We start from the raw sequence: 21,766 nt of genomic DNA on the forward strand, positions 1-21,766 counted from the left end.
AGGTCGCCGAGGCGGTCCGTGTTCATGTCCATGCCGTAGACCTCCCACGGCGTGGTTTCCAGGATGCGGCGCGTCAGGTGATGGCCGATGAAGCCATTGACGCCGAGAATCAGTACTTTCTTGCCTTGCATTGCTTTGTCGATCGCATGGAAAAGAAGGCGTGCCGCGCGAGCGCGGCACGAAACACCGGTAGCACGCTAGCGCACGCCGGCGACGGGGAAGTTGGCCACGGCAACGCGCCGCCAGTCGCGCGCGATCACGTGCATCGGTACGCGCGCGCTCAATTCGGCAAACGTCCGCGGCGACAGCAGCGCCACGGCACGCGGGCCGTGCTGCCAAGCATCGACAAAGGCGTCGATGGTCGGCAACCACTTCTGCGGCTCCTGCTCCGTGCCGAAGGCCAGTTCATCGGGCTGCGCCACCATGGTGAGCGGATGTCGCAGGTAGAAGGGCAGCGTATGGTCGAGCATGCCGACGCCATAGAGCGGCATGCCGGGCCGCAGCACGCGCTCGATCGGCGCAGCCAGGTCGCTGCCCGATGCCGGGCGGCCGATGGCCTCATGGCCGAGCAGGGCAACGGTGAATGCCAGTAGCATGCCCAGCGCATAAGCCGTGATGCTTGCCATGCGGCCATGCCGGCGCAACAGCCATAGCGCGGCGACCGTGCAGGCGCAGACGACCACAAACGCCATCGCTACCCACACCGCGTAGGCGTGATAGAGCACGTTCGGTGTGTTGTTGGAATCGAGCGTCGCCACCACAGGACTTGCCAGCAGGCCGAGCGCGCCGATCGCCAGCATCGCCCGAAGCTGCGTGCGCCACACCGGCACGCTGGTTTGCGCCAGCGCGGCACCGGCGAGGATCGCCAGCGCCGGGAACACTGGCAGGATGTAGCCGGGCAGCTTGGAGCCCGACAGGCTGAAAAAGGCAAAGATCGACAATGCCCACAGGGCGCACATCAGCGCGGGCTGGAACGGTGCCGGGCCGGTAGTCCCGGTAGTCCCGGTAGTCCCGGTGGACCCGGCGCCATGCCTGGCGATCCGGACCATCGCGGGCAGCAGCCCAAGCCACGGCAGGAAGCCGCCCAGGGCCAGCGGGACGAAATACCACAGCGGGCCCTGGCGCGCATGCATGGTCGAGGTGTAGCGCTGCCAGTGCTCGTGGACGAAGAAGAAGCGCAGGAACTCGGGATTGCGCCGTGCCACCAGCCAGTACCAGGGCAGCGCCACCGTCAACATCAGCGCGATGCCCGCGGGCGCATGCAGGCGCCGCAACAGCGCCAGGTCGCGCGTGACGCAGGTGTACGCCACCAGCACCAGCCCCGGCAGCACCAGCCCGACCAGCCCCTTGGTCAGCAGCGCAATTCCCATCGCCACCCAGCACGCCAGCATCCAGTTGCGTTGCGCCGATGGCGTAGTGGCGGGATGCTGCGCCAGCAACAGGCTCGCCAGCACGCAGGCCATGACGCCGGAGAGCGTCATGTCGAGGGTATTGAAGTGTGCCGCGGCATTCCACATCGGGGCAGACGCCAGCACCAGTCCCGCCAGCCATCCTGCGCGCGCGCCGAACCAGCGCGCCGCCGCCGTCATCGACGCCGCCACGCCGGCCAGTCCAGCAAGCGCCACGCACAGCCGCGCCTGCCATTCGCCCATGCCGAACAGCGCGTACGAAAGCGCCGTCATCCACATGTGGAAGGGCGGCTTCTCGAAGTACTTGAGCCCGTCATAGCGGATCGTGACCCAGTCACCGGTGGACAGCATCTCGCGCGCGATCTCGGCGTAGCGGCCTTCGTCCGGTCCCAGCAAGTGGCGCGCGCCCAGCGTGCCGAACCACAGCAACGCGAACGCCAGCACGGCGAGCGCGAGCGCAATGGCGGGGATGCCCGCCGCGCGCACGGCAATCCCGGGCCCGGCGGAGCGGCGCTCCGCGTGCGGCAGCACGGTGGGGGTGGCAGGGCTGGAGGTCAGGTGTGACGGCAAGGCGACGCGTGCGGAAGTGTTGACGGCCTTGTCGGCGCCGGCGCCAGGCGCGGCGTTGAACAGGACAAGGCCTGGCAATGCGAGCGCGAGGATAAGCCGCCAACCTTAATGGCACATTAAGCCTGCGGGCGCACAATCGATGTCCTGCGCGGCATGACGCCGCATAACACCCGTCCGCATAACAGCCGCATAACGCGCGTATAACGCGCACATAACATCCGCAACATGAGAATCCTTATCGTTGAAGACGACCCCATGCTCGGCGACGGCCTGCGGCGTGGGCTGCAGCTGCTGGACTATGCGGTCGACTGGTTCAGCACCGCCACCGAAGCCGACCATGCGCTCGAGATGGCCGGCTATGACGCCGTCGTCCTGGACCTTGGCCTGCCCGGCGAAGACGGCATGGCACTGCTGGCACGCTGGCGCGCGCGCGGCTGCCGCACCCCCGTGATCGTGCTGACCGCGCGCGATGCGATCGAAAGCCGTATCGACGGGCTCGACGCCGGCGCTGACGACTACCTGGTCAAGCCGATCGCGCTCGACGAACTGGCCGCGCGGCTGCGCGCCGTGACACGCCGGGCCGTGGGGCTGTCGTCGCCGGTGTGGAAGCACGGCGCGCTGGAATTCCATCCGGCCGGCAGGCAGGCATTCTGGGCCGGCACGCCGGTGGAGCTGACCAGCCGCGAAGCCATGCTGCTCGAATTGCTGCTGGCACACCCCAACCGCCTGCTGACACGCGACTTCCTGCGCGACAAGCTCTATGACTGGCAGGGCGGCGTGGAAAGCAATGCCCTTGAAGTCCACATCCACCACCTGCGCCGCAAGATCCATCCCAAGATCGTGCGCACCTTCCGCGGCGCGGGCTACACGCTGGGCGCCGCCGAGGACTGCCAATGACGCTGCAGCGCCGGCTTATCCTTGCCGTGCTGATCGCCACGCCGGTGGTGTGGCTGCTGACCATTGGCCTGACCTACGTGCGCGCCCGGCATGAGATCAACGAGCTGTATGACACCGACATGGTGCGCATGGCGTTGCAGATGCATTCGGTGGTGCCGATGGTCGACCTTGCCGCCGGGCCGTCCCGCACCCGGCTGCCGCAGCTGGTGGAAGGCGACCAGGGCGATGCCGGCCTGGGCGATCTCGCCATCGCCGCTTGGCTGCCAGACGGCCAGCCCTTGCATATCGATCCGGAGGGGGACCTGCTGCCGCGCGCGCCGGGCGTGAAGGGCTTTACCGATACCGTGCTCGACCACCAGCGCTGGCGGCTCTATTACCTCGACGATCCCGATACCGGCTGGCGTGTCTGCGTCGGCCAGCAACTGTCCGAGCGCAACGAGCTGATCCTGTCGTATATCGCCGCACAGGTGCTGCCATGGGCCGCGGGGCTGCCACTGCTGATCGGGCTGCTGATCTGGTTCACGCGCCGCGCGATGGCGCCGGTGCGGGCGTTGTCGGCCGACATCGAACGGCGCGCGCCCGACGATCGCCAGCCGCTCAGCCTGGCGGCGGTGCCTGGCGAACTGGTGCCGCTGGTCCATGCGATGAACCGGCTATTGGCGCGCGTCTCGGACTCGATCGAGCACGAGCGCCGCCTGACTGCCGACGCCGCGCATGAGATGCGCACGCCGCTGGCCGCGCTGAAGGCGCAATGGGAGCTTGCCGAGCGCTCGCCGGACGCCGCAGAGCGCAAGCAGGCCCGCGCCAACGTCGCCGCCGGCATCGACCGCATCAGCCGGCTGGTATCGCAGCTTCTGACGCTGAGCCGGCTGGAGGATGCCTCGGCGCTGCCGTCGCGCCAGCCGGTCAGGTGGCTGCCGGTGGCGCAGCAGGCGCTGTCGGACTGCCTGGCGCTGGCGCAGCAGAAGCAGGTCGACGTCGAACTCGAATGGCCGGCGCAGGGCGGGGAACCGCTGCCGGTCGCGGGCGATGCCAACCTGCTGTCCTTGCTGCTGCGCAACCTGCTCGACAATGCCATCCGCTACAGCCCGCCGGGGGCGCTGGTCACGGTGGATTTCCAGCCGGATCGCATTACCGTGCGCGACCAGGGGCCGGGTATTGCGCCTGCCGTGCTGGCGAGGCTGGGCGACCGGTTTTTCCGCGGGGGCGGGGCGCAACGGGAGCACGGGCATGGCCTGGGCGTTTCCATCGCGCTGCGCGTGGCGCGGCTGCATGGGCTGGACCTTGCCTTTGCCAACCGGGCCGACGGCGCGACGGGGCTGGTCGTGACGATCGCCCGCGGCGGCGCGCAATAAAAAACGCCCCGCACTGCTTCGTGCGGGGCGTCGTGGGTTGTGCGTGGAGCGTTCAGCGCTTGAGCTTGGCAAACGCCGCTGCCATCGCGCCCGCCGGTTCCGCCTCGCGGCGGCCGCCGCCGAAGCCCTTGCCGCCGTTGCGCTGGCCGCCTCGGTCGCCGCCGCCGCTGCGCGGCGCCGCCTGCCCCGGCTCGTCATCCAGCCGCATCGACAGCCCGATGCGATTACGCTTGACGTCGACCTCCATCACCTTGACCTTGACGATCTGGCCGGCCTTGACCACTTCGTGCGCGTCCTTGACGAACTTGTTCGACAGCGCCGAGATGTGAACCAGGCCGTCCTGGTGCACGCCGATATCGACGAACGCGCCAAACGCCGCCACGTTGGTGACCACGCCTTCCAGCACCATGCCGGGCTGCAGGTCCTTCACGTCCTCCACGCCTTCCTGGAAGGTCGCGGTCTTGAACTCGGGGCGCGGGTCGCGGCCGGGTTTTTCCAGCTCGGACAGGATGTCGCGCACGGTCGGCAGGCCGAACGACTCGTCGGTGAATTTTTCCGGCGACAGGCCGCGCAGGGCTTCGCGGTTGCCCATCACGTCGCGCAGGCCCTTCTTGATGGCGTCCAGGATGCGTTGCACCACCGGATAGGCTTCCGGGTGCACCGACGAGCGGTCCAGCGGGTTGTCGCCATCGTTGATGCGCAGGAAGCCGGCTGCCTGCTCGAAGGTCTTGTCGCCCAGGCGCGGCACCTTCTTCAGCGCATGGCGGTTGGCAAAGGCGCCATTGGCATCGCGGTACTCGACGATATTGCGCGCCAGCACCGTGTTCAGGCCCGACACGCGCGCCAGCAGCGGCGCCGAGGCGGTGTTGACGTCCACGCCCACGGCGTTCACGCAGTCTTCCACCACGGCATCGAGGGTACGCGCCAGTTCGCGCTGGTTGACGTCGTGCTGGTACTGGCCCACGCCGATCGACTTGGGATCGATCTTGACCAGTTCTGCCAGCGGGTCCTGCAGGCGGCGTGCAATCGACACCGCGCCGCGCAGCGACACGTCCAGGTCCGGGAATTCCTTGGCGGCCAGTTCCGACGCCGAGTAGACCGATGCGCCAGCCTCGCTGACCACGATCTTGGTCAGCTTCAGTTCGGGCATCTGCTTCATCAGGTCCTGCACCAGCTTGTCGGTCTCGCGGCTGGCGGTGCCGTTGCCGATCGAGACCAGCGCGACGTTGTGCTGCCTGGCCAGGCGCGCCAGCGTGGCGAGCGAACCGTTCCAGTCGCGGCGCGGCTCGTGCGGGTAGATGGTTGCCGTGTCGAGCAGCTTGCCGGTGCTGTCGACCACCGCGATCTTGCAGCCGGTGCGGATGCCAGGGTCGACGCCCATCACGGCCTTGGGGCCGGCCGGCGCGGCCAGCAGCAGTTCATGCAGGTTGCGGCCGAATACCTTGATGGCTTCGCTTTCGGCGGTTTCGCGCAGCTGCGTCAGCAACTCGGTTTCCAGGTGCGGCTGCACCTTCACGCGCCAGCACCAGCGGCACACGTCGCCCAGCCATTTGTCTGCCGGGCGGCCCAGCTGCTGGATGCCGACATGGCGCGCGATCATGCCTTCGCACGGGTGCGGCACCAGCGCGTCCTGTTCTTCGCCCAGGCCCAGCTTGACCATCAGCACGCCCGCGTTGCGGCCGCGGAACAGCGCCAGCGCGCGGTGCGACGGCACCGTGCGGATGGTTTCGCTGTAGTTGTAGTAGTCGCGGAACTTCTCTTCCTCGGCGGTTTCCTTGCCTTCCATCACGGTCGATGCGACCACGCCGTTGTTCCACAGGTGTTCGCGCAGCTTGCCCAGCAACTCGGCGGTCTCGCCGAACTGTTCGGACAGGATGTCGCGCGCGCCGTCCAGCGCGGCCTTTACATCGGGCACGCCGCCGTCGGCGGTCGGGTTGCCGTTGACGTACCTGGCGGCCTCGGCCTGCGGGTCCAGCGTGGGATCGGCCAGCAGGGCCAGCGCCAGCGGCTCCAGTCCGCATTCGCGCGCGATCTGGGCGCGGGTGCGGCGCTTGGGCTTGTAGGGGAGGTAGAGGTCTTCCAGCGTCTGCTTGGTTTCGGCGGCCTCGATGGCGGCCTGCAGTTCGGGCGTGAGCTTGCCTTGCTCCTGGATCGACGCCAGGATGGCCGCGCGGCGGTCTTCCATGTCGCGCAGGTAGAGCAGGCGCTCTTCCAGGTTGCGCAGCTGCGTGTCGTCCAGGTTGCCGGTCACTTCCTTGCGGTAGCGGGCGATGAACGGGACGGTGGCGCCCTCGTCGAGCAGGTCCACGGCGGCCGCGACCTGGCGCGGCTGCACGGACAGTTCAGCCGCGATGAGCGACACGATTTTTTGCGAGACGGAAGCGGGCAGGTTGGACATCTGAAAACGCAGTCGGTCGAAAGCGGGGCATTTTGCCACAAGCGCGCCGCAGTTCGGCCACGCTTGCCGCCGGCGCCGCGCAAGGGGCGTTACCGGCATGTGCGGGGCAGGCCGCCAGGCGGCCCGGATGCTAGAATCCCGTCATGATCGTCAAGTCCCGTCAGGCCGCCGCCCAGGCCACTTCGCCCGCATCCTCGCCGGCCATGCCAACTGTCGCCAACGTGTCGAAATCCGTCCTTTTTCAGGCTGCCAGCCTGGCCGTGCTGGCGCTCGCCGCCGGCGCCGCGCTGATGCCGGTGCGGCCGGCGCTGGCGCAAGCTTCTGCGCCGACCGTCGGGGCGGCACGCGACTTCGGTGCCGAACGCAAGGCCATCGGCGATTCTCGCGCCTGGACCAACTACCGTTTCTCCGCGGCCGAGCACGAGTGCTACAGCAAGTTCTTCGTCAACAGCTGCATCGACAAGGCCAAGGAAGTCCAGCGCCAGGAGCTGCAGGTGCTGCGCAAGCGCGAACTGGAAGTCGGCGAGGCCGAACGCGCGCACCGTGCCGCCGAGCGCGACCGCGAGCAGGCGCTGCGCCGTGCCGAGTTCGAGGCCAGCCAGCCGCAGCGCGCCGCCAGCGAGCAATCCAGCCGTACCGCGTTCGAGAAGAAACAACAGGAACAGCAGCTGCGCGATGCGCAACGCAAGGGTGAAGCGCCGCAACGTGCCGCCAATGCGCAGGCGTACCAGCAGAAGCAGTCCGACTTTGACGCCAGGATGAAAGAGGCGCAGCAGAAGGGCGCCGAGCAGGCTCGCCAGCGCGAGGAAAACGTGAAGGCGTACGAGGCCAAGCAGCGCGACCTCGAGCAGCGCCAGAAAGAACTGGAAGAGCGGCGCGCCAAGGCCAAGGAGCAGCAGGGCCAGGCGTCGGCGCCGCGCCCGTTCGGCTTCTGAGCCGATCGCACCGTGACCGTACAGCGGAGGCGCACATGGACAGCAACCTGAATACCCTGGAGCGGCGCATCATGGAGTTGCAGATCGAGCACCGCGACCTGGACTTCCTGATCGACCGGCTTGCGAGTGACGCCGTCCATGACGAGCTGCAGCTGCGCCGCCTGAAGAAGCGCCGCCTCAAGCTGAAGGACGCCATCACGCTGCTGCAGCTGCAGCTCGAACCCGACGTGCCGGCCTGAGCATTCGCGCAGCCGCACCAATTGCCGCCGGCGCACCGACCGGCGGCTTACACAAATTCTTCCCCACCTTGTCCGACCTTTTGTCCGACCTTTCCGATTCCCCCGAGCAAGACGCCGCCGCCGGCGCGGAAGACGCAACGGACCGGCATGACGTCGCCGCGAGCGCCGTCGACGCCGCAGCCAGCCGCAGCGCCGAGCTTGGCACCATCTTTGCCGATACCGGCACGCTGGCGCAGGCCATCCCGGGCTACCGGCCGCGCGCTTCGCAGCACAAGATGGCCGATGCCGTCGCCGAGGCGATCGCATCCAACGACACGGTGATCGTCGAGGCCGGCACCGGCACCGGCAAGACCTACGCCTACCTGGTGCCGGCCATGCTGTGGGGCGGCAAGGTCATCCTGTCCACCGGCACCAAGAACCTGCAGGACCAGCTGTTCCTGCGCGATATCCCCACGGTGCGCCATGCGCTGAACGTGCCGGTCTCGGTGGCCCTGCTCAAGGGCCGCGCCAACTACGTCTGCCACTATCACCTGGAACGTGCGCAGGCGGCCGGGCGGCTGGCATCGCGCCAGGATGCCGCGTGGCTGCGCGACATCGGCCGCTTCGTCAAGGAAACCAAGACCGGCGACAAGGCCGAGCTGGCCGCCGTGCCTGAGAACGCGCCGGTGTGGCAGATGGTGACGTCGACGCGCGACAATTGCCTGGGCTCGGAGTGCCCGTACTACAAGGACTGCTTCGTGATGCGCGCGCGCAAGGAAGCGCAGCAGGCCGACGTGGTGGTGGTCAACCATCACCTGTTCTTCGCCGATGTGGTGCTGCGCGATACCGGCATGGCCGAGTTGCTGCCCGCCGCCAACACCGTGATCTTCGACGAAGCGCATCAGCTGCCCGAGACCGCGACGCTGTTTTTCGGGGAGACGCTGTCGACCAGCCAGCTGCTCGAGCTGGCCCGCGACACCGTGGCCGAAGGCCTGTCGCATGCGCGCGACGCGGTCGACTGGGTTGCGCTGGGCGCGCCGCTGGAGCGCGCCGCGCGTGACTTGCGGCTGGCGTTCGGCAAGGACAACGCGCGGCTGGCGCTGGGCCAGATCGAGGCCGACCGCCGCATTGCCGAGCCCTTCAACGAAACGCTCGATGCGCTGGACGAAGCGCTGTCCGCCTTCGTCGAGATGCTGGAAAGCCAGGCGGAGCGCGCCGAATCGCTGCAGCAGTGCCATCGGCGCGCGTTGGAGCTGGCCGAGCGGCTGGCGGCATGGCGCAGCGACGCCGTTGCCGCGCCCGTGGCCGCCGCACCGGCAGGCGAGGGGGATGAAGGCGGTGAGGGCGGCGCGGCAGCCCAGGCGCCTGCGCCCGCGGAAACGGTACGCTGGGTCGAAGTGTTTTCCCATACCGTGCAACTGCACCGCACGCCGCTGTCGATCGCGCCGATTTTCTCGCGCCAGCGCGGCGGCCAGCCGCGTGCGTGGGTCTTTACCTCGGCCACGCTGTCGGTCAAGGGCAACTTTACGCACTATGCGGCCCAGCTTGGGCTGGACAAGGACCGTTCGCTGACCCTGCCGAGCCCGTTCGACTACGCCAAGCAGGGGCTGCTGTACGTGCCGCGCGACATGCCGGCGCCGCAGTCGCCGCAGTTCACCGATGCCGTGGTGCAGGCCGCCCTGCCGCTGATCGAAGCGGCAGGCGGACGAACCTTCCTGCTGTGCACCACGCTGCGTGCGGTGCAACGCGCATCCGACCTGCTCTACGATGCTTTTGCCGAGCGCGGCCTGAACCTGCCGCTGCTGGTGCAGGGCCAGGCCAGCCGTACTGAGCTGCTCGACCGCTTCCGCGAGCTGGGCAACGCCGTGCTGGTAGGCAGCCAGAGCTTCTGGGAAGGGGTGGACGTGCGCGGCGAGGCGCTGTCGCTGGTGATCATCGACAAGCTGCCGTTCGCGCCGCCGGACGACCCGGTATTGGCCGCGCGCATGGAAGTGCTGCAGAAGAAGGGACTGAGCCCGTTTGCCGTGCACCAGCTGCCGCATGCGGTGATCACGCTGAAGCAGGGCGCGGGGCGATTGATCCGCTCGGAGTCCGACCGCGGCGTGCTGGCCATCTTCGACACCCGGCTGGTGGAAAAACCCTACGGCCGCCAGATCTGGCAGAGCCTGCCGCCGTTTACCCGTACGCGCGAGGCAGCCACGGTGGTGCGCTTCCTGGAATCGCTGCGCGGCGAGGGCAAGGCAGCGCCTGCTGCCGGGGAAGCAGACGCCGAGGACTGACGGGCGGCGCAGGAAAACAAAAACGGGACGGTCAAGCGACACGTCCCGTTTTTCTATCGCCACCGGTGGGCGTTGGCAAGCTTCAGAACACTTCCCACCAGGACTTGTCCTTGCGGCGTTCGCCGTACTTGATGAAGTCGCTTTCCGGGAAGTTCTTCTCCATCACGCGGGCGGTATCGTCGCGCAAGTCCTTCATGCCCATCGCATCGTACGAACGGATCATGATGTACAGCGCTTCCTCGTTGGCCGGCGCGCCGTCATAGTCTTTCAGCGCCTGCTGCGCGCGGTTCACCGCGGCCAGGTAGGCGCCGCGCTTGTAGTAGTAGCGCGCGGCATGCACCTCGTGCTGGGCCAGCGAGTTGACGATGTACTGCATGCGCAGCGCGGCGTCGGGGGTGTACTTGCTGTCCGGGTACTTGGTGACCAGCGTATTGAACGCGTCGTAGGCCGCGCGTGCGGCCTTGGGGTCGCGCTCGCTCAGGTCCTGGCCGGAGAAGCGGCCCAGCCAGCCCAGGTTGTCGTTGAAGTTGATCAGCCCCTTGAGGTAGTAGGCGTAATCGATGTTGGGGTGGTTCGGGTGCAGCTGGATAAAGCGGTCGACCGCGGCCAGCGCGGCGGCCGTCTCGCCGTCCTTGTAGTTGGCGTAGGCGGTGTCGATCTGCGCCTGCTGCGCATAGCGGCCGAATGGATAGCGGCCTTCGAGCTTTTCATACAGCTTGACGGCGCGAGTGTAGTCGCCGCCATCCAGTGCATCCTTGGCTTCCGAATATAATTTGTTGGCCGACCAGCCGGCAGTCTCGTCGGGCTGGTCCGCCAGCAGGCCGCATGCCGACAGCATGACGCAGCCGCCTGCGAGCAGAACCGCTCCAATTTTCGCGCGCCACGGCGCGCGTTTCATGCTCTGCAATTGCATGGGCAATCGTATCCCGGATGAAGAAAAATAGCGTCAAGCATTATAGCCCAAGCCCCCAACCTCAAGCCCGACCGGGCGCAGGTGTGGGAGGACTGCCACCCGAACAGGTACGCGCGGCCGCGGCCGTGGCCGATTCCGAGGAATTCGAAGACCTTGCCGACGCCGCGCCGGCCAATGCCGCGCCAGGCGCCGAGGCGGGGGTGACGCTGTCGCTCGAGGTGGACAGTGCCGCGCATGGCGAACGCCTCGACAAATTGCTCGCGCGTCACTTCAGCGAATTCTCGCGCAGCCGCCTGCAGCAGTGGATCGAAAGCGGCGCGGTGCGCGTCGACGGCCAGGTGCGCCGCCCGCGCGATGCGGTGCAGATGGGCAACCGCATCGAGGTGCGGCCGCAGGCCGCGCCGGAGTCTTCCGCCTTTGCGCCGGAAGACGTGCCGCTGGACGTGGTCTATGAAGACGATACGCTGCTGGTGATCAACAAGCCCGCGGGGCTGGTGGTGCATCCGGCCGCCGGCAACTGGAGCGGCACCGTGCTCAACGGGCTGCTGCATCGCAACCCGGCCGCCGCTGGGCTGCCGCGCGCGGGCATCGTGCACCGGCTCGACAAGGAAACCTCCGGCCTGATGGTGGTGGCGCGCACGCTGACCGCGCAGACTGACCTGGTGCGCCAGTTGCAGGCGCGCACGGTCAAGCGCACGTACATTGCTCTGGTGTGGGGCCGCACGTACGACGAGGGCACCATCGATGCGCCTATCGGCCGTGACCCGCGCGAACGCACCCGCATGGCGGTGGTGCATACGGCCAGCGGCAAGCCCTCGCGCACGCATTTCCGCACGCTGGCGACGGTGCCGCTGGGCCGCAGCTTTGTCTCGATGGTGATGTGCAAGCTCGAGACCGGGCGCACGCACCAGATCCGCGTGCACTTCGAATCGATCGGCCATCCGCTGGTGGGCGATCCGGTCTATTTCCGCGCGACGCAGCGCGGCCAGCGTCCGGCGATCCGTGTGCCGCTGCCGGTGCCATTCGAGCGCCAGGCGCTGCATGCGTACAAGCTCGGGCTGGTGCATCCGGCGACCGGCCGCCATATGTCGTGGACCGCGCAGCCGCCAGCGGACCTGCAGGCGCTGGTCGATGCGCTCGACTTCGAAAGCGCGCAGGATGAGGACGAAGAAGAGGCCTGGGACGAAGTGTGGGAGGGTGGTGAAGCCCACTGGGAATATGCCGGCGAGGGTGACGAAGATGAAGACGACGATGAGCGCGACGCCTGAGTCCCGGTGGCTGGTGCCCGACTGGCCTGCGCCAGTGCGCGTGCGCGCGCTCTCGACCACGCGCCATGGCGGCGTCAGCCAGGGGCCGTACGGGCTGGCCGGCGGCGTGCCGGGCGGCCTCAACCTGGGCACGCATGTGGGCGACGACCCGTCGGACGTCGCGCGCAATCGCCAGCGCCTGGCCGCGCAGCTGCCGTCGATGCCGCGCTGGCTCGACCAGGTGCATGGCTGCGCCGTGGTCACGGCCGACCACGTGGTCGGTGAAAAGGGTCGTGCCCCGCAGGCCGATGCCAGCGTCGCGGTCGCGCCGGGCCATGTCTGCGCCGTGATGACGGCGGACTGCCTGCCGGTCCTGCTGTGCGATGCGCAAGGTACCGTGGTGGGCGCCGCGCACGCCGGCTGGCGGGGGCTTTGCAGCGGCGTCATCGAAGCCACGCTGGCCCGCATGCAGGCCGCTTCAGGTGGCCACGGCGGGCGCTGGATGGCCTGGCTCGGCCCGGCCATCGGTCCGGATGCATTCGAGGTCGGTGCCGAAGTGCGCGACGCCTTCCTGGCGCAGGCGCATGCCGGCGAGCAGGCCGCTGTTGCCGACGCTTTCCGTGCCGGTGCCCCGGGCAAGTACCTGGCCGACATCTATGCGCTCGCGCGCACGCGGCTGGCACGCGCCGGCTGCGCTGATGTGTATGGCGGCGATGCCTGCACCGTCACCGACGCAGCGCGCTTCTATTCCTACCGCCGCGACGGCGTGACCGGCCGCATGGCCAGCCTGGTCTGGCTGGCCGACTGAAGCGTCAGTCTTTTCTCTCCGGCGGTGTTTCCGCCACCGGCGGCGCGTCGGCGCCGGCCTGTGCGGCACGCTCGGCTTGCGCTTTGCGCCGCCGCCGCGCGGGCGTGCCCATGATGTAAAGCACCAGCGCCACCGGCGCCAGGCCATAGAACACGAACGTGGCGACGCCCGCCACCACCGTGTGCTCGGTGATCGCCATCATCAGCGCGACGTAGAGCCAGCCAATCGCCACGATGTACATAAAATCTTCATCCTTATCTTCTATCCTGCGGAGCCTCGGCGGAGGAAGGCGCGGCATACCGTCCGGTAGGTCGGGAAGCGCGCCTCGCCGGGACGGATTTCTGCATTGACAGCGCGTGCGTTGCAAGGCAACAATGGGCTCAAATGTCTCGGGATCGCTGACGATTCCAAGGATTTTTGCCGGCAAGCATACCGCATGGCGTTGCCAGCCAGAGCGCCGCGGTAGCCGGTAAAAAAGGGAGTTGCTATCGGGATGGACGGAATCCGCCGCGCAAGCGCGGCGATGGGGTTCCGGCGAAATTGTCTGGCTAGCCTGCCCAGTTCGGGTGAGGCGCGCGCCGGGTCCATCCGGATAGCATCTCCCAATGCAAGAGTGCCGGCCAGGGCAATGCCCGGAGCCGGTTCGTATAGTGACGGCAGAGAGACAATTCACATCATGGCGACCGGCAAAGGTGCGGCAGCTTCCACCCAGGAAGGCAAGTCCCAACCGTTCAAGTTCACGCCGGGGCCATTCGATCCAGCTACATGGCTGGAATGGTCCCGCCAGTGGCAGGGCACAGAAGGAAACGGCCATGCGGCCGGCACAGGCATTCCGGGCCTGGACGCGCTGGCAGGCGTGAAGATCGCTCCGGCGCAACTGGGCGATATCCAGAAGCGCTACATGAACGACTTCGTGGCCTTGTGGCAGGCCATGGCCGAGGGCAATCCCGACGCCGCAGGGCCGCTGCACGACCGGCGCTTCGCCGGCGAGGCGTGGCGCAACAACATCCCTTACCGCTTTGCCGCCGCGTTCTACCTGCTCAACGCACGCGCCATGACCGAACTGGCGGACGCCGTCGACGCCGACGCCAAGACGCGCCAGCGCATCCGCTTTGCGATCTCGCAATGGGTCGATGCGATGTCGCCGGCCAATTTCCTGGTCACCAACCCCGAAGCGCAGCGGCTGCTGATCGAGTCGGGTGGCGAATCGCTGCGTGCCGGCGTGCGCAACATGCTCGAAGACCTGACGCGCGGCAAGATCTCGCAGACCGACGAGACCGCGTTCGAGGTCGGCCGCAACGTCGCCGTGACCGAAGGCGCGGTGGTTTATGAAAACGAATACTTCCAGCTGCTGCAATACAAGCCGCTGACCGCCAAGGTCCATGCGCGGCCGCTGCTGCTGGTGCCGCCGTGCATCAACAAGTACTACATCCTCGACCTGCAGCCGGAAAGCTCGCTGGTGCGGCATGCGGTGGAGCAGGGCCATACCGTGTTCCTGGTGTCGTGGCGTAATCCGGATGCCAGCCTCGCCGCCGCGACCTGGGACGATTACATCGAGCACGGCGCCATCCGTGCCATCGAGGTGGCGCGCGATATCAGCGGCCAGGACCAGATCAACGTGCTGGGCTTCTGCGTAGGCGGCACTATCGTCTCGACCGCGCTGGCGGTGCTGGCCGGGCGCGGCGAACATCCGGCCTCGAGCCTGACGCTGCTGACCACGCTGCTCGATTTTTCCGATACCGGCATCCTCGACGTGTTCGTCGACGAAGCCCATGTGCAGCTGCGCGAAGCCACGCTGGGTGGTGCTGCCGGCGCGCCATGCTCGCTGCTGCGCGGGATCGAGCTGGCCAACACGTTCTCGTTCCTGCGCCCGAACGACCTGGTGTGGAACTATGTCGTCGACAACTACCTGAAGGGCAACACGCCGGTGCCGTTCGACCTGCTGTTCTGGAACGGCGATGCGACCAACCTGCCGGGCCCGTGGTACTGCTGGTACCTGCGCCACACCTACCTGCAGGACGAACTGAAGGTGCCCAACAAGCTGACCGTGGCCAACGTGCCGGTCGACCTGGGCAGCATCGAAACGCCCACGTATCTCTACGGCTCGCGCGAGGACCATATCGTGCCGTGGACCGCCGCCTATGCCTCCGCCGCGCTGCTGAAGAACAAGGTGCGCTTCGTGCTGGGCGCATCCGGGCATATCGCCGGCGTGATCAACCCGCCGGCCAAGAACAAGCGCAGCCACTGGACCAACGACGCGCTGCCGGCATCGCCGCAGCAATGGCTGGCCGGTGCCACCGAGCATCACGGCAGTTGGTGGCCGGACTGGATGACATGGCTCGCCGGCCATGCCGGCGCCAAGCGCGCCGCACCCGCCGAGTACGGCAATGCACGCTATCCCATGATCGAACCCGCGCCTGGGCGTTACGTCAAAGCCAAGGCATGATGCTTGCGTGATGGACGGGCCGCCACATTGGGCGGCACCGGCCGCCACGCAGGCTTTCCATTTCCATCGAAAGGACTACACCATGACTGACGTTGTCATCGTTTCCGCGGCCCGTACCGCAGTAGGCAAGTTTGGCGGATCGCTGGCCAAGATCCCGGCACCGGAACTGGGCGCCGTGGTCATCAAGGCGGCGCTGGAGCGCGCCGGCATCAAGCCGGAGCAAGTCAGCGAAGTCATCATGGGCCAGGTGCTGGCCGCCGGCTCGGGCCAGAACCCGGCGCGCCAGGCGTCGATCAAGGCCGGCCTGCCGGCCATGGTGCCGGCGATGACCATCAACAAGGTTTGCGGCTCGGGCCTGAAGGCCGTGATGCTGGCGGCCAATGCCATCGCTGCCGGCGATGCCGAGATCGTGGTGGCTGGCGGCCAGGAAAACATGAGCGCGGCGCCGCACGTGCTGCCGGGCTCGCGCGACGGCTTCCGCATGGGCGACACCAAGCTGGTCGACACCATGATCGTCGACGGCCTGTGGGACGTGTACAACCAGTACCACATGGGCATTACCGCCGAGAACGTCGCCAAGGAGTACGGCATCACGCGCGAAGCGCAGGATGAATTTGCTGTCGGCTCGCAGAACAAGGCCGAAGCCGCGCAGAAGGCCGGCAAGTTCGACGAGGAAATCGTGCCGGTGCTGATTCCGCAGCGCAAGGGCGACCCGGTGGCGTTCAAGACCGACGAGTTCGTCCGCCACGGCGCCACGCTGGACAGCATGGCCGGCCTGAAGCCCGCCTTTGACAAGGCCGGCTCGGTGACCGCGGCAAACGCCTCGGGCCTGAATGACGGCGCCGCTGCAGTGGTGGTGATGTCGGCCGCCAAGGCCAAGGAACTGGGCCTGACGCCGCTGGCCACGATCAAGAGCTTCGCCAACGCCGGCGTCGATCCCAAGGTGATGGGCATGGGCCCGGTGCCGGCTTCGAAGCGCGCGCTGTCGCGTGCCGGCTGGACGCCGCAGGACCTCGACCTGATGGAAATCAACGAGGCCTTTGCCGCGCAGGCGCTGGCAGTGCACCAGCAGATGGGCTGGGATACCTCCAAGGTCAACGTCAACGGTGGCGCCATTGCCATCGGTCACCCGATCGGTGCATCGGGCTGCCGTATCCTGGTGACGCTGCTGCACGAGATGAAGCGCCGCGACGCCAAGAAGGGCCTGGCCTCGCTGTGCATCGGCGGCGGCATGGGCGTGGCGCTGGCGGTGGAGCGCAACTGAGCGCGACCGGTCCGCAAGCAGGCGGCAACAAGTCAGCAGTAGGCCGGGCCGGCGGTACTCGCGGGTCCGGCAACGATAACGAAGAGCCAATCAAGGAGTGGACATGACTCAGCGCATTGCGTATGTGACCGGCGGCATGGGCGGCATCGGGACCGCCATCTGCCAGCGGCTGGCCAAGGATGGCTTTCGTGTGGTGGCCGGCTGCGGCCCCAACTCGCCGCGCCGCGAAAAGTGGATCGAGCAGCAGAAGGCTCTCGGCTTCGATTTCGTTGCCTCGGAAGGCAACGTCGCCGATTGGGATTCGACCAAGGCAGCCTTTGACAAGGTCAAGGCCGAAGTTGGCGAGGTTGATGTGCTGATCAACAACGCCGGCATAACGCGCGACGTGGTGTTCCGCAAGATGACCCGCGCCGACTGGGATGCGGTGATCGACACCAACCTGACCTCGCTGTTCAACGTTACCAAGCAGGTGATCGACGGCATGGTCGATCGCGGCTGGGGGCGGGTCGTCAACATCTCCTCGGTGAACGGCCAGAAAGGCCAGTTCGGCCAGACCAACTACTCCACCGCCAAGGCTGGCCTGCACGGCTTCACCATGGCGCTGGCGCAGGAAGTGGCGACCAAGGGCGTGACTGTCAACACCGTTTCGCCGGGCTATATCGCCACCGACATGGTCAAGGCGATCCGCCAGGATGTGCTCGACAAGATCGTCGGCACGATCCCGGTCAAGCGGCTGGGCGAGCCGGAAGAGATCGCTTCGATCTGCGCCTGGCTGTCTTCCGATGAGTCCGGTTTCTCCACCGGCGCCGACTTCTCGCTGAACGGCGGCCTGCACATGGGCTGACCTGCCGGCATGATCGGCAACCGCGCCGGCGGCCGCATTTTGCGGTGCAGCCAGCGCGGCGCACAAGGCGGCGGAGGTTCTGTTTCGCTGTCTCTTTCGCGGGCCGCAATGGCCCGCGAGTCGTTTCTGCGCGGCGGTTTTTTTGCTGTTCCGGCGCCGGTTTACCGGGTTTTCCTTAAGCTGGGTCGCTTTTCTTAGTGCTTTGTTGGGCATAGAATCAGGGCAGCGGCGCAGCCAGCACCATAGTCGTGCAGCGTGGCTCTCGCGGGGGCGAGGTGGCGAAGCCGCAACGCGCAGCCATGCGCGAACAACAGGCCGCAGCAGCCGACACGACAATACAGATGGCGCGGGCGGTACCGATTTGCGCACTGCACCCCATGCGGTGCAGCAGCGCGCAATCAGCGACGACACAAGGACAGAGCACCGATGGCCACGACCAAAAAAGGCGCAGAGCGACTGATCAAGAAGTATCCGAACCGCAGGCTCTACGACACCCAGACCAGCACCTATATCACCCTGGCTGACGTCAAGCAGCTGGTCATGGATTCCGAAGAGTTCAAGGTCGTGGACGCCAAGTCGGGGGATGAGCTGACCCGCAGCATCTTGCTGCAGATCATCCTCGAAGAAGAGACCGGCGGCGTGCCGATGTTCTCCAGTGCCATGCTGTCCCAGATCATCCGGTTCTACGGCCATGCCATGCAGGGCATGATGGGCACCTACCTGGAAAAGAACATCCAGGCCTTTATCGATATCCAGAACAAGCTGGCTGAGAATTCCAAGGGCCTGTATTCGGGCGAGGCCTTCAGCCCCGACATGTGGTCGCAGTTCATGAACATGCAGGGCCCGATGATGCAGGGGATGATGAGCAACTACATCGAGCAGAGCAAGAACCTGTTCGTGCAGATGCAGGAACAGATGCAGAACCAGGCCAAGAATATGTTCGGGACGTTCCCGTTCAACCAGCCGGACAAGAAGTAAGGCTTGTCAGTGGCGGGCCGCCCGGTCCGCCGCTCGCTATACATCTCCGCCATTCTCCATGCGGCACGCGACGCAACGCCCAAAGCAGGTAAAATGCGTCCCTCCTGAACTGGCGGCTCATTAGCGGACTCGCCTGCAAAGCGCGAATCCCGATGCCTTCCAGATTCCACCGTCATTGCCGTTTGCGTGCCCGCCAGGCCGGTGCGCGCCGCCTGGCGCACTCCTGAATATGAGCCGGCTTTTCCTCGCTCCGATGGAGGGGCTTGCGGACTATGTCTTGCGCGACGTGCTGACCGGTTTGGGCGGCTATGACGGCTGCGTGTCGGAGTTTGTCCGGGTGACGGGTTCACTGCTTCCCGCGCGTGTCTATGAGCGGGATACGCCCGAAATCCTGGACGGCGGCTATACCCGCAGCGGCACACCGATGGTGATCCAGCTGCTGGGCAGCGACCCCGAATGGCTGGCGCGCAATGCCGCTTATGCCGCAACCTTGTCACCGCACGGCATCGACCTGAACTTCGGCTGTCCGGCGAAGGTGGTCAACCGGCATGGCGGCGGCGCCATGCTGCTCGGGCAACCTGAATTGCTGAACCGCATCGTTGCCGCCGTGCGCGCCGCGGTGCCGGCGCATATTGCCGTGACCGCCAAGATGCGGCTGGGCATTTCCGATACCGCACTCGCGCTGGACTGCGCCACCGCGCTGGCGGAGGGCGGGGCGGCGTCGCTGGTGGTGCATGCCCGCACGCGCGACGACGGTTACCGGCCGCCGGCGCATTGGGAGTGGATCGCGCGGATCGCCGAGGCCATCGATATTCCGGTCATTGCCAACGGCGATGTCTGGACCGTCGCCGACTGGGAACGCTGTCGCGCGGTGACCGGCTGCGACGATGTGATGATCGGGCGCGGCGCGGTCTCCGACCCTTTCCTCGCCCAGCGCATCCGTGGGCAGATGGAGTGCATGCCGTCCGCCGCCGAATGGCCCCTGGTGCTGCGCCAGATTTCGCTGTACCTGAAGAAGCTGCACGAACGGATCTCGTCCTGCCATGAGCACGGCCGGGTCAAGCTCTGGCTCAGTTACCTGAAGCGGACCTGGCCGCAGGCCGCCGAGCTGCATGCCGCGATCCGGCGCATGCACGACTCTGCCGACATCGCGCGCCTGCTGCCGAGTGTCCCCGGCGCCTCTCCGATTCCTGACTGAACCAGACCATCAAGTGTGGCGTCAGGCGCCGGCAAAGCCTGGCGAAAGGGTAAAATACGCGATTGGCCTGCAATCACCGGGCGCCCGATCTCCCGCGCGATAACCGGATAGACTCCGCCCGCCCCATATTCGTATCGAACCGTGAAAAACCCTTCAGAATCAACGACCCAGAAAGACCATAGTCCTCGCGTGGGTTTCGTTTCGCTTGGCTGTCCCAAGGCCCTGGTCGACTCCGAGCAGATCATCACCCAGCTCCGCGCCGAGGGTTATGCCATCAGCGGCACCTATGACGGCGCAGATCTGGTGGTGGTCAATACCTGCGGCTTTATCGACGAGGCCGTGCAGGAAAGCCTGGACGCCATCGGCGAGGCGCTGACCGAGAACGGCAAGGTCATCGTGACCGGCTGCCTCGGCGCCAAGAAGGATGCGGCGGGGCACGACATCGTGTCGTCGGTGCACCCCAAGGTGCTGGCCGTGACCGGCCCGCATGCGCTGGGCGAAGTGATGCAGGCCGTGCACACGCACCTGCCGAAGCCGCACGACCCGTTCACCGACCTGGTGCCCGCCGCCGGCATCAAGCTGACGCCCAAGCACTACGCTTACCTGAAGATCTCCGAGGGCTGCAACCACCGCTGCTCGTTCTGCATCATCCCGTCGATGCGCGGCGACCTGGTTTCGCGCCCGGTGGCGGAAGTCATGCTCGAGGCCGAGAACCTGTTCAAGGCAGGTGTCAAGGAACTGCTGGTGATCTCGCAGGACACCAGCGCCTACGGCGTCGACGTCAAGTACCGCACCGGCTTCTGGAACGGCCGTCCGCTCAAGACCCGCATGACCGAGCTGGTGGCGGCGCTGGGCGAACTGGCCGCGCAGTATGGCGCCTGGGTGCGCCTGCACTACGTCTACCCATACCCGCACGTCGACGAAATCATTCCGCTGATGTCGCAGGGCCACGTGCTGCCGTACCTGGACGTGCCGCTGCAGCACGCCCACCCGGATGTGCTCAAGCGCATGAAGCGCCCGGCCAACGCCGAAAAGACCATGGATCGCATCCGCGCCTGGCGCGAGATCTGTCCCGAGCTGACCATCCGCAGCACCTTTATCGCCGGCTTCCCGGGCGAAACCGAAGCCGAGTTCCAGACGCTGCTGGACTTTATCGCCGAGGCTGAGCTGGACCGCGTCGGCTGCTTTGCGTACTCGCCGGTGGAAGGGGCCACGGCCAACGACCTGCCGGGCGCATTGCCCGACGAGGTGCGCGAGGAGCGCCGCGCCCGCTTCATGGAAGTGGCCGAGGAAGTGTCCGCGCGCCGCCTGCAGCGCAAGGTCGGCCAGACCCTGCGCGTGCTGGTCGACGAGGTCAACCAGGACGGCGGCATCGGCCGTTCGTCGGCGGATGCGCCGGAAATCGACGGCCTGGTCTATATCGCGCCGCCGGAGCGTGCTTCGCGGCGCTACCGCGCGGGCGAGTTCGTCGATGTCACGATCACGGGTGCCGATGGCCACGACCTGTGGGGCGAGGTCTGAGCTAGTCCTGCCGGACGAGGCCCGGCCGCTCGCGATTAGGTAAAAGTACGGTCGTTCGTTTCTGCGCCGGCGCGGCTATACTGTGCGGTGCAACAAACTTCTTGGAGACAAGTCATGACGCGTGAAGTCGTAGTGGTGAGCGGTGCCCGTACCGCGATCGGGACCTTTGGCGGCAGCCTGAAGGACGTGGCGCCGGCCGAGCTGGGCGCACTGGTCGTGCGCGAGGCGCTGGCCCGCGCGCAGGTGTCCGGCGACGACGTCGGCCACGTGGTGTTCGGCAACGTGATCCAGACCGAGCCGCGCGACATGTACCTGGGCCGCGTCGCCGCGGTCAACGGTGGCGTCTCGATCAACGCGCCCGCGCTGACCGTGAACCGCCTGTGCGGCTCCGGCCTGCAGGCCATCGTCAGCGCCGCGCAGACCATCCTGCTGGGCGATACCGACGTTGCCATCGGCGGCGGTGCCGAAAGCATGAGCCGCGCCCCG

General features: G+C 67.0%; 20 protein-coding genes. 15 read left to right on the top strand and 5 right to left on the bottom strand.

What is annotated here, in order from left to right; translation table 11 throughout:
• Positions 1 to 131 (bottom strand): NAD-dependent epimerase/dehydratase family protein (locus tag K309_RS42035; protein ID WP_156914478.1); only part of this gene is annotated, 131 nt, incomplete at its 3' end.
• Positions 132 to 197: 66 nt separating this feature from the next.
• Positions 198 to 1,940 (bottom strand): glycosyltransferase family 39 protein, encoded by a 1,743-nt coding sequence (locus tag K309_RS0129165; RefSeq protein WP_369796545.1) that lies wholly within the window; start codon positions 1,938 to 1,940, stop codon positions 198 to 200.
• Between the two features lie 264 nt (positions 1,941 to 2,204).
• Between K309_RS0129165 and K309_RS0129170 the strand changes: the two genes are divergently transcribed.
• Positions 2,205 to 2,876: a response regulator gene (locus K309_RS0129170; protein ID WP_029049650.1), complete on the top strand. Its 672-nt coding sequence runs from the start codon at positions 2,205 to 2,207 to the stop codon at positions 2,874 to 2,876.
• Positions 2,873 to 4,231, top strand: a complete 1,359-nt coding sequence (locus K309_RS0129175) for an ATP-binding protein (RefSeq protein WP_029049651.1) — start codon at positions 2,873 to 2,875, stop codon at positions 4,229 to 4,231. The genes K309_RS0129170 and K309_RS0129175 overlap by 4 nt, the downstream gene beginning before the upstream one ends.
• A 52-nt stretch (positions 4,232 to 4,283) precedes the next feature.
• On the opposite strand, the gene K309_RS0129180 is transcribed toward K309_RS0129175, so the two are convergent.
• Complete coding sequence (locus K309_RS0129180; RefSeq protein WP_029049652.1) at positions 4,284 to 6,629, bottom strand: Tex family protein; 2,346 nt, start codon at positions 6,627 to 6,629, stop codon at positions 4,284 to 4,286.
• A gap of 143 nt (positions 6,630 to 6,772) precedes the next feature.
• Between K309_RS0129180 and K309_RS0129185 the strand changes: the two genes are divergently transcribed.
• The 3 genes from K309_RS0129185 to yoaA all read left to right on the top strand — a co-directional run bounded on the left by K309_RS0129185 (position 6,773) and on the right by yoaA (position 10,061).
• Positions 6,773 to 7,564: a hypothetical protein gene (locus K309_RS0129185; RefSeq protein WP_029049653.1), complete on the top strand. Its 792-nt coding sequence runs from the start codon at positions 6,773 to 6,775 to the stop codon at positions 7,562 to 7,564.
• A gap of 35 nt (positions 7,565 to 7,599) precedes the next feature.
• Positions 7,600 to 7,803 carry a DUF465 domain-containing protein gene (locus tag K309_RS0129190; protein ID WP_013956445.1) on the top strand — a complete coding sequence of 68 codons (204 nt, stop codon included), beginning with the start codon at positions 7,600 to 7,602 and terminating at the stop codon, positions 7,801 to 7,803.
• A gap of 80 nt (positions 7,804 to 7,883) precedes the next feature.
• Positions 7,884 to 10,061, top strand: a complete 2,178-nt coding sequence (yoaA, locus tag K309_RS0129195) for a DNA repair helicase YoaA (RefSeq protein ID WP_051320676.1) — start codon at positions 7,884 to 7,886, stop codon at positions 10,059 to 10,061.
• 82 nt (positions 10,062 to 10,143) lie between these two features.
• On the opposite strand, the gene K309_RS0129200 is transcribed toward yoaA, so the two are convergent.
• The gene (locus K309_RS0129200) at positions 10,144 to 10,974 is read right to left on the bottom strand and encodes an outer membrane protein assembly factor BamD (protein WP_029049655.1); all 831 of its coding nucleotides are present in this window, start codon (positions 10,972 to 10,974) and stop codon (positions 10,144 to 10,146) included.
• A 17-nt stretch (positions 10,975 to 10,991) separates the two neighbouring features.
• Here K309_RS0129200 and K309_RS0129205 point away from each other — a divergent pair, with 17 nt between their 5' ends.
• A complete protein-coding gene (locus K309_RS0129205) occupies positions 10,992 to 12,242 on the top strand; it encodes an RluA family pseudouridine synthase (protein ID WP_029049656.1) in 1,251 nt (416 codons plus the stop codon).
• Positions 12,226 to 13,029 (top strand): peptidoglycan editing factor PgeF, encoded by an 804-nt coding sequence (gene pgeF, locus K309_RS0129210; protein WP_029049657.1) that lies wholly within the window; start codon positions 12,226 to 12,228, stop codon positions 13,027 to 13,029. Before K309_RS0129205 ends, pgeF begins: the two co-directional genes overlap by 17 nt.
• A gap of 4 nt (positions 13,030 to 13,033) precedes the next feature.
• On the opposite strand, the gene K309_RS0129215 is transcribed toward pgeF, so the two are convergent.
• Positions 13,034 to 13,270: a hypothetical protein gene (locus K309_RS0129215; protein WP_029049658.1), complete on the bottom strand. Its 237-nt coding sequence runs from the start codon at positions 13,268 to 13,270 to the stop codon at positions 13,034 to 13,036.
• 435 nt (positions 13,271 to 13,705) lie between these two features.
• Here K309_RS0129215 and phaC point away from each other — a divergent pair, with 435 nt between their 5' ends.
• The 8 genes from phaC to K309_RS0129250 all read left to right on the top strand — a co-directional run.
• On the top strand, positions 13,706 to 15,475 hold the full coding sequence (phaC, locus tag K309_RS0129220; protein WP_029049659.1) for a class I poly(R)-hydroxyalkanoic acid synthase: 1,770 nt from the start codon (positions 13,706 to 13,708) through the stop codon (positions 15,473 to 15,475).
• 82 nt (positions 15,476 to 15,557) lie between these two features.
• On the top strand, positions 15,558 to 16,739 hold the full coding sequence (locus K309_RS0129225; protein ID WP_029049660.1) for an acetyl-CoA C-acetyltransferase: 1,182 nt from the start codon (positions 15,558 to 15,560) through the stop codon (positions 16,737 to 16,739).
• Positions 16,740 to 16,842: 103 nt separating this feature from the next.
• Positions 16,843 to 17,583: a 3-ketoacyl-ACP reductase gene (locus tag K309_RS0129230; RefSeq protein ID WP_029049661.1), complete on the top strand. Its 741-nt coding sequence runs from the start codon at positions 16,843 to 16,845 to the stop codon at positions 17,581 to 17,583.
• Positions 17,584 to 17,592: 9 nt separating this feature from the next.
• Positions 17,593 to 17,781: a hypothetical protein gene (locus tag K309_RS42040; RefSeq protein ID WP_156914479.1), complete on the top strand. Its 189-nt coding sequence runs from the start codon at positions 17,593 to 17,595 to the stop codon at positions 17,779 to 17,781.
• A gap of 228 nt (positions 17,782 to 18,009) precedes the next feature.
• Positions 18,010 to 18,561, top strand: a complete 552-nt coding sequence (gene phaR / locus K309_RS0129235) for a polyhydroxyalkanoate synthesis repressor PhaR (protein WP_018004481.1) — start codon at positions 18,010 to 18,012, stop codon at positions 18,559 to 18,561.
• A 229-nt stretch (positions 18,562 to 18,790) separates the two neighbouring features.
• Positions 18,791 to 19,759, top strand: a complete 969-nt coding sequence (locus K309_RS0129240) for a tRNA dihydrouridine synthase (RefSeq protein ID WP_029049662.1) — start codon at positions 18,791 to 18,793, stop codon at positions 19,757 to 19,759.
• A 141-nt stretch (positions 19,760 to 19,900) separates the two neighbouring features.
• Positions 19,901 to 21,280, top strand: coding sequence for a 30S ribosomal protein S12 methylthiotransferase RimO (gene rimO, locus K309_RS0129245; RefSeq protein ID WP_029049663.1), 1,380 nt, complete (start codon positions 19,901 to 19,903; stop codon positions 21,278 to 21,280).
• Positions 21,281 to 21,394: 114 nt separating this feature from the next.
• Positions 21,395 to 21,766, top strand: a 372-nt coding sequence (locus K309_RS0129250; RefSeq protein WP_029049664.1) for a thiolase family protein, incomplete at its 3' end; no start/stop codon positions are given.

It is taken from the genome of Cupriavidus phytohabitans, assembly GCF_000426345.1.
Lineage (GTDB): Bacteria > Pseudomonadota > Gammaproteobacteria > Burkholderiales > Burkholderiaceae > Cupriavidus.

Excerpts from the sequence above, each read along its gene's own strand:
- K309_RS0129170 (WP_029049650.1), top strand. The coding sequence starts at position 2,205 with ATGAGAATCCTTATCGTTGAAGACGACCCCATGCTCGGCGACGGCCTG.
- K309_RS0129175 (WP_029049651.1), top strand. The coding sequence starts at position 2,873 with ATGACGCTGCAGCGCCGGCTTATCCTTGCCGTGCTGATCGCCACGCCG.
- K309_RS0129180 (WP_029049652.1), bottom strand. The coding sequence starts at position 6,629 with ATGTCCAACCTGCCCGCTTCCGTCTCGCAAAAAATCGTGTCGCTCATC.
- K309_RS0129185 (WP_029049653.1), top strand. The coding sequence starts at position 6,773 with ATGATCGTCAAGTCCCGTCAGGCCGCCGCCCAGGCCACTTCGCCCGCA.
- K309_RS0129190 (WP_013956445.1), top strand. The coding sequence starts at position 7,600 with ATGGACAGCAACCTGAATACCCTGGAGCGGCGCATCATGGAGTTGCAG.
- K309_RS0129200 (WP_029049655.1), bottom strand. The coding sequence starts at position 10,974 with ATGCAATTGCAGAGCATGAAACGCGCGCCGTGGCGCGCGAAAATTGGA.
- K309_RS0129205 (WP_029049656.1), top strand. The coding sequence starts at position 10,992 with ATGAAGAAAAATAGCGTCAAGCATTATAGCCCAAGCCCCCAACCTCAA.
- pgeF (WP_029049657.1), top strand. The coding sequence starts at position 12,226 with ATGAGCGCGACGCCTGAGTCCCGGTGGCTGGTGCCCGACTGGCCTGCG.
- K309_RS0129215 (WP_029049658.1), bottom strand. The coding sequence starts at position 13,270 with ATGTACATCGTGGCGATTGGCTGGCTCTACGTCGCGCTGATGATGGCG.
- phaC (WP_029049659.1), top strand. The coding sequence starts at position 13,706 with ATGGCGACCGGCAAAGGTGCGGCAGCTTCCACCCAGGAAGGCAAGTCC.
- K309_RS0129225 (WP_029049660.1), top strand. The coding sequence starts at position 15,558 with ATGACTGACGTTGTCATCGTTTCCGCGGCCCGTACCGCAGTAGGCAAG.
- K309_RS0129230 (WP_029049661.1), top strand. The coding sequence starts at position 16,843 with ATGACTCAGCGCATTGCGTATGTGACCGGCGGCATGGGCGGCATCGGG.
- K309_RS42040 (WP_156914479.1), top strand. The coding sequence starts at position 17,593 with ATGATCGGCAACCGCGCCGGCGGCCGCATTTTGCGGTGCAGCCAGCGC.
- phaR (WP_018004481.1), top strand. The coding sequence starts at position 18,010 with ATGGCCACGACCAAAAAAGGCGCAGAGCGACTGATCAAGAAGTATCCG.
- K309_RS0129240 (WP_029049662.1), top strand. The coding sequence starts at position 18,791 with ATGAGCCGGCTTTTCCTCGCTCCGATGGAGGGGCTTGCGGACTATGTC.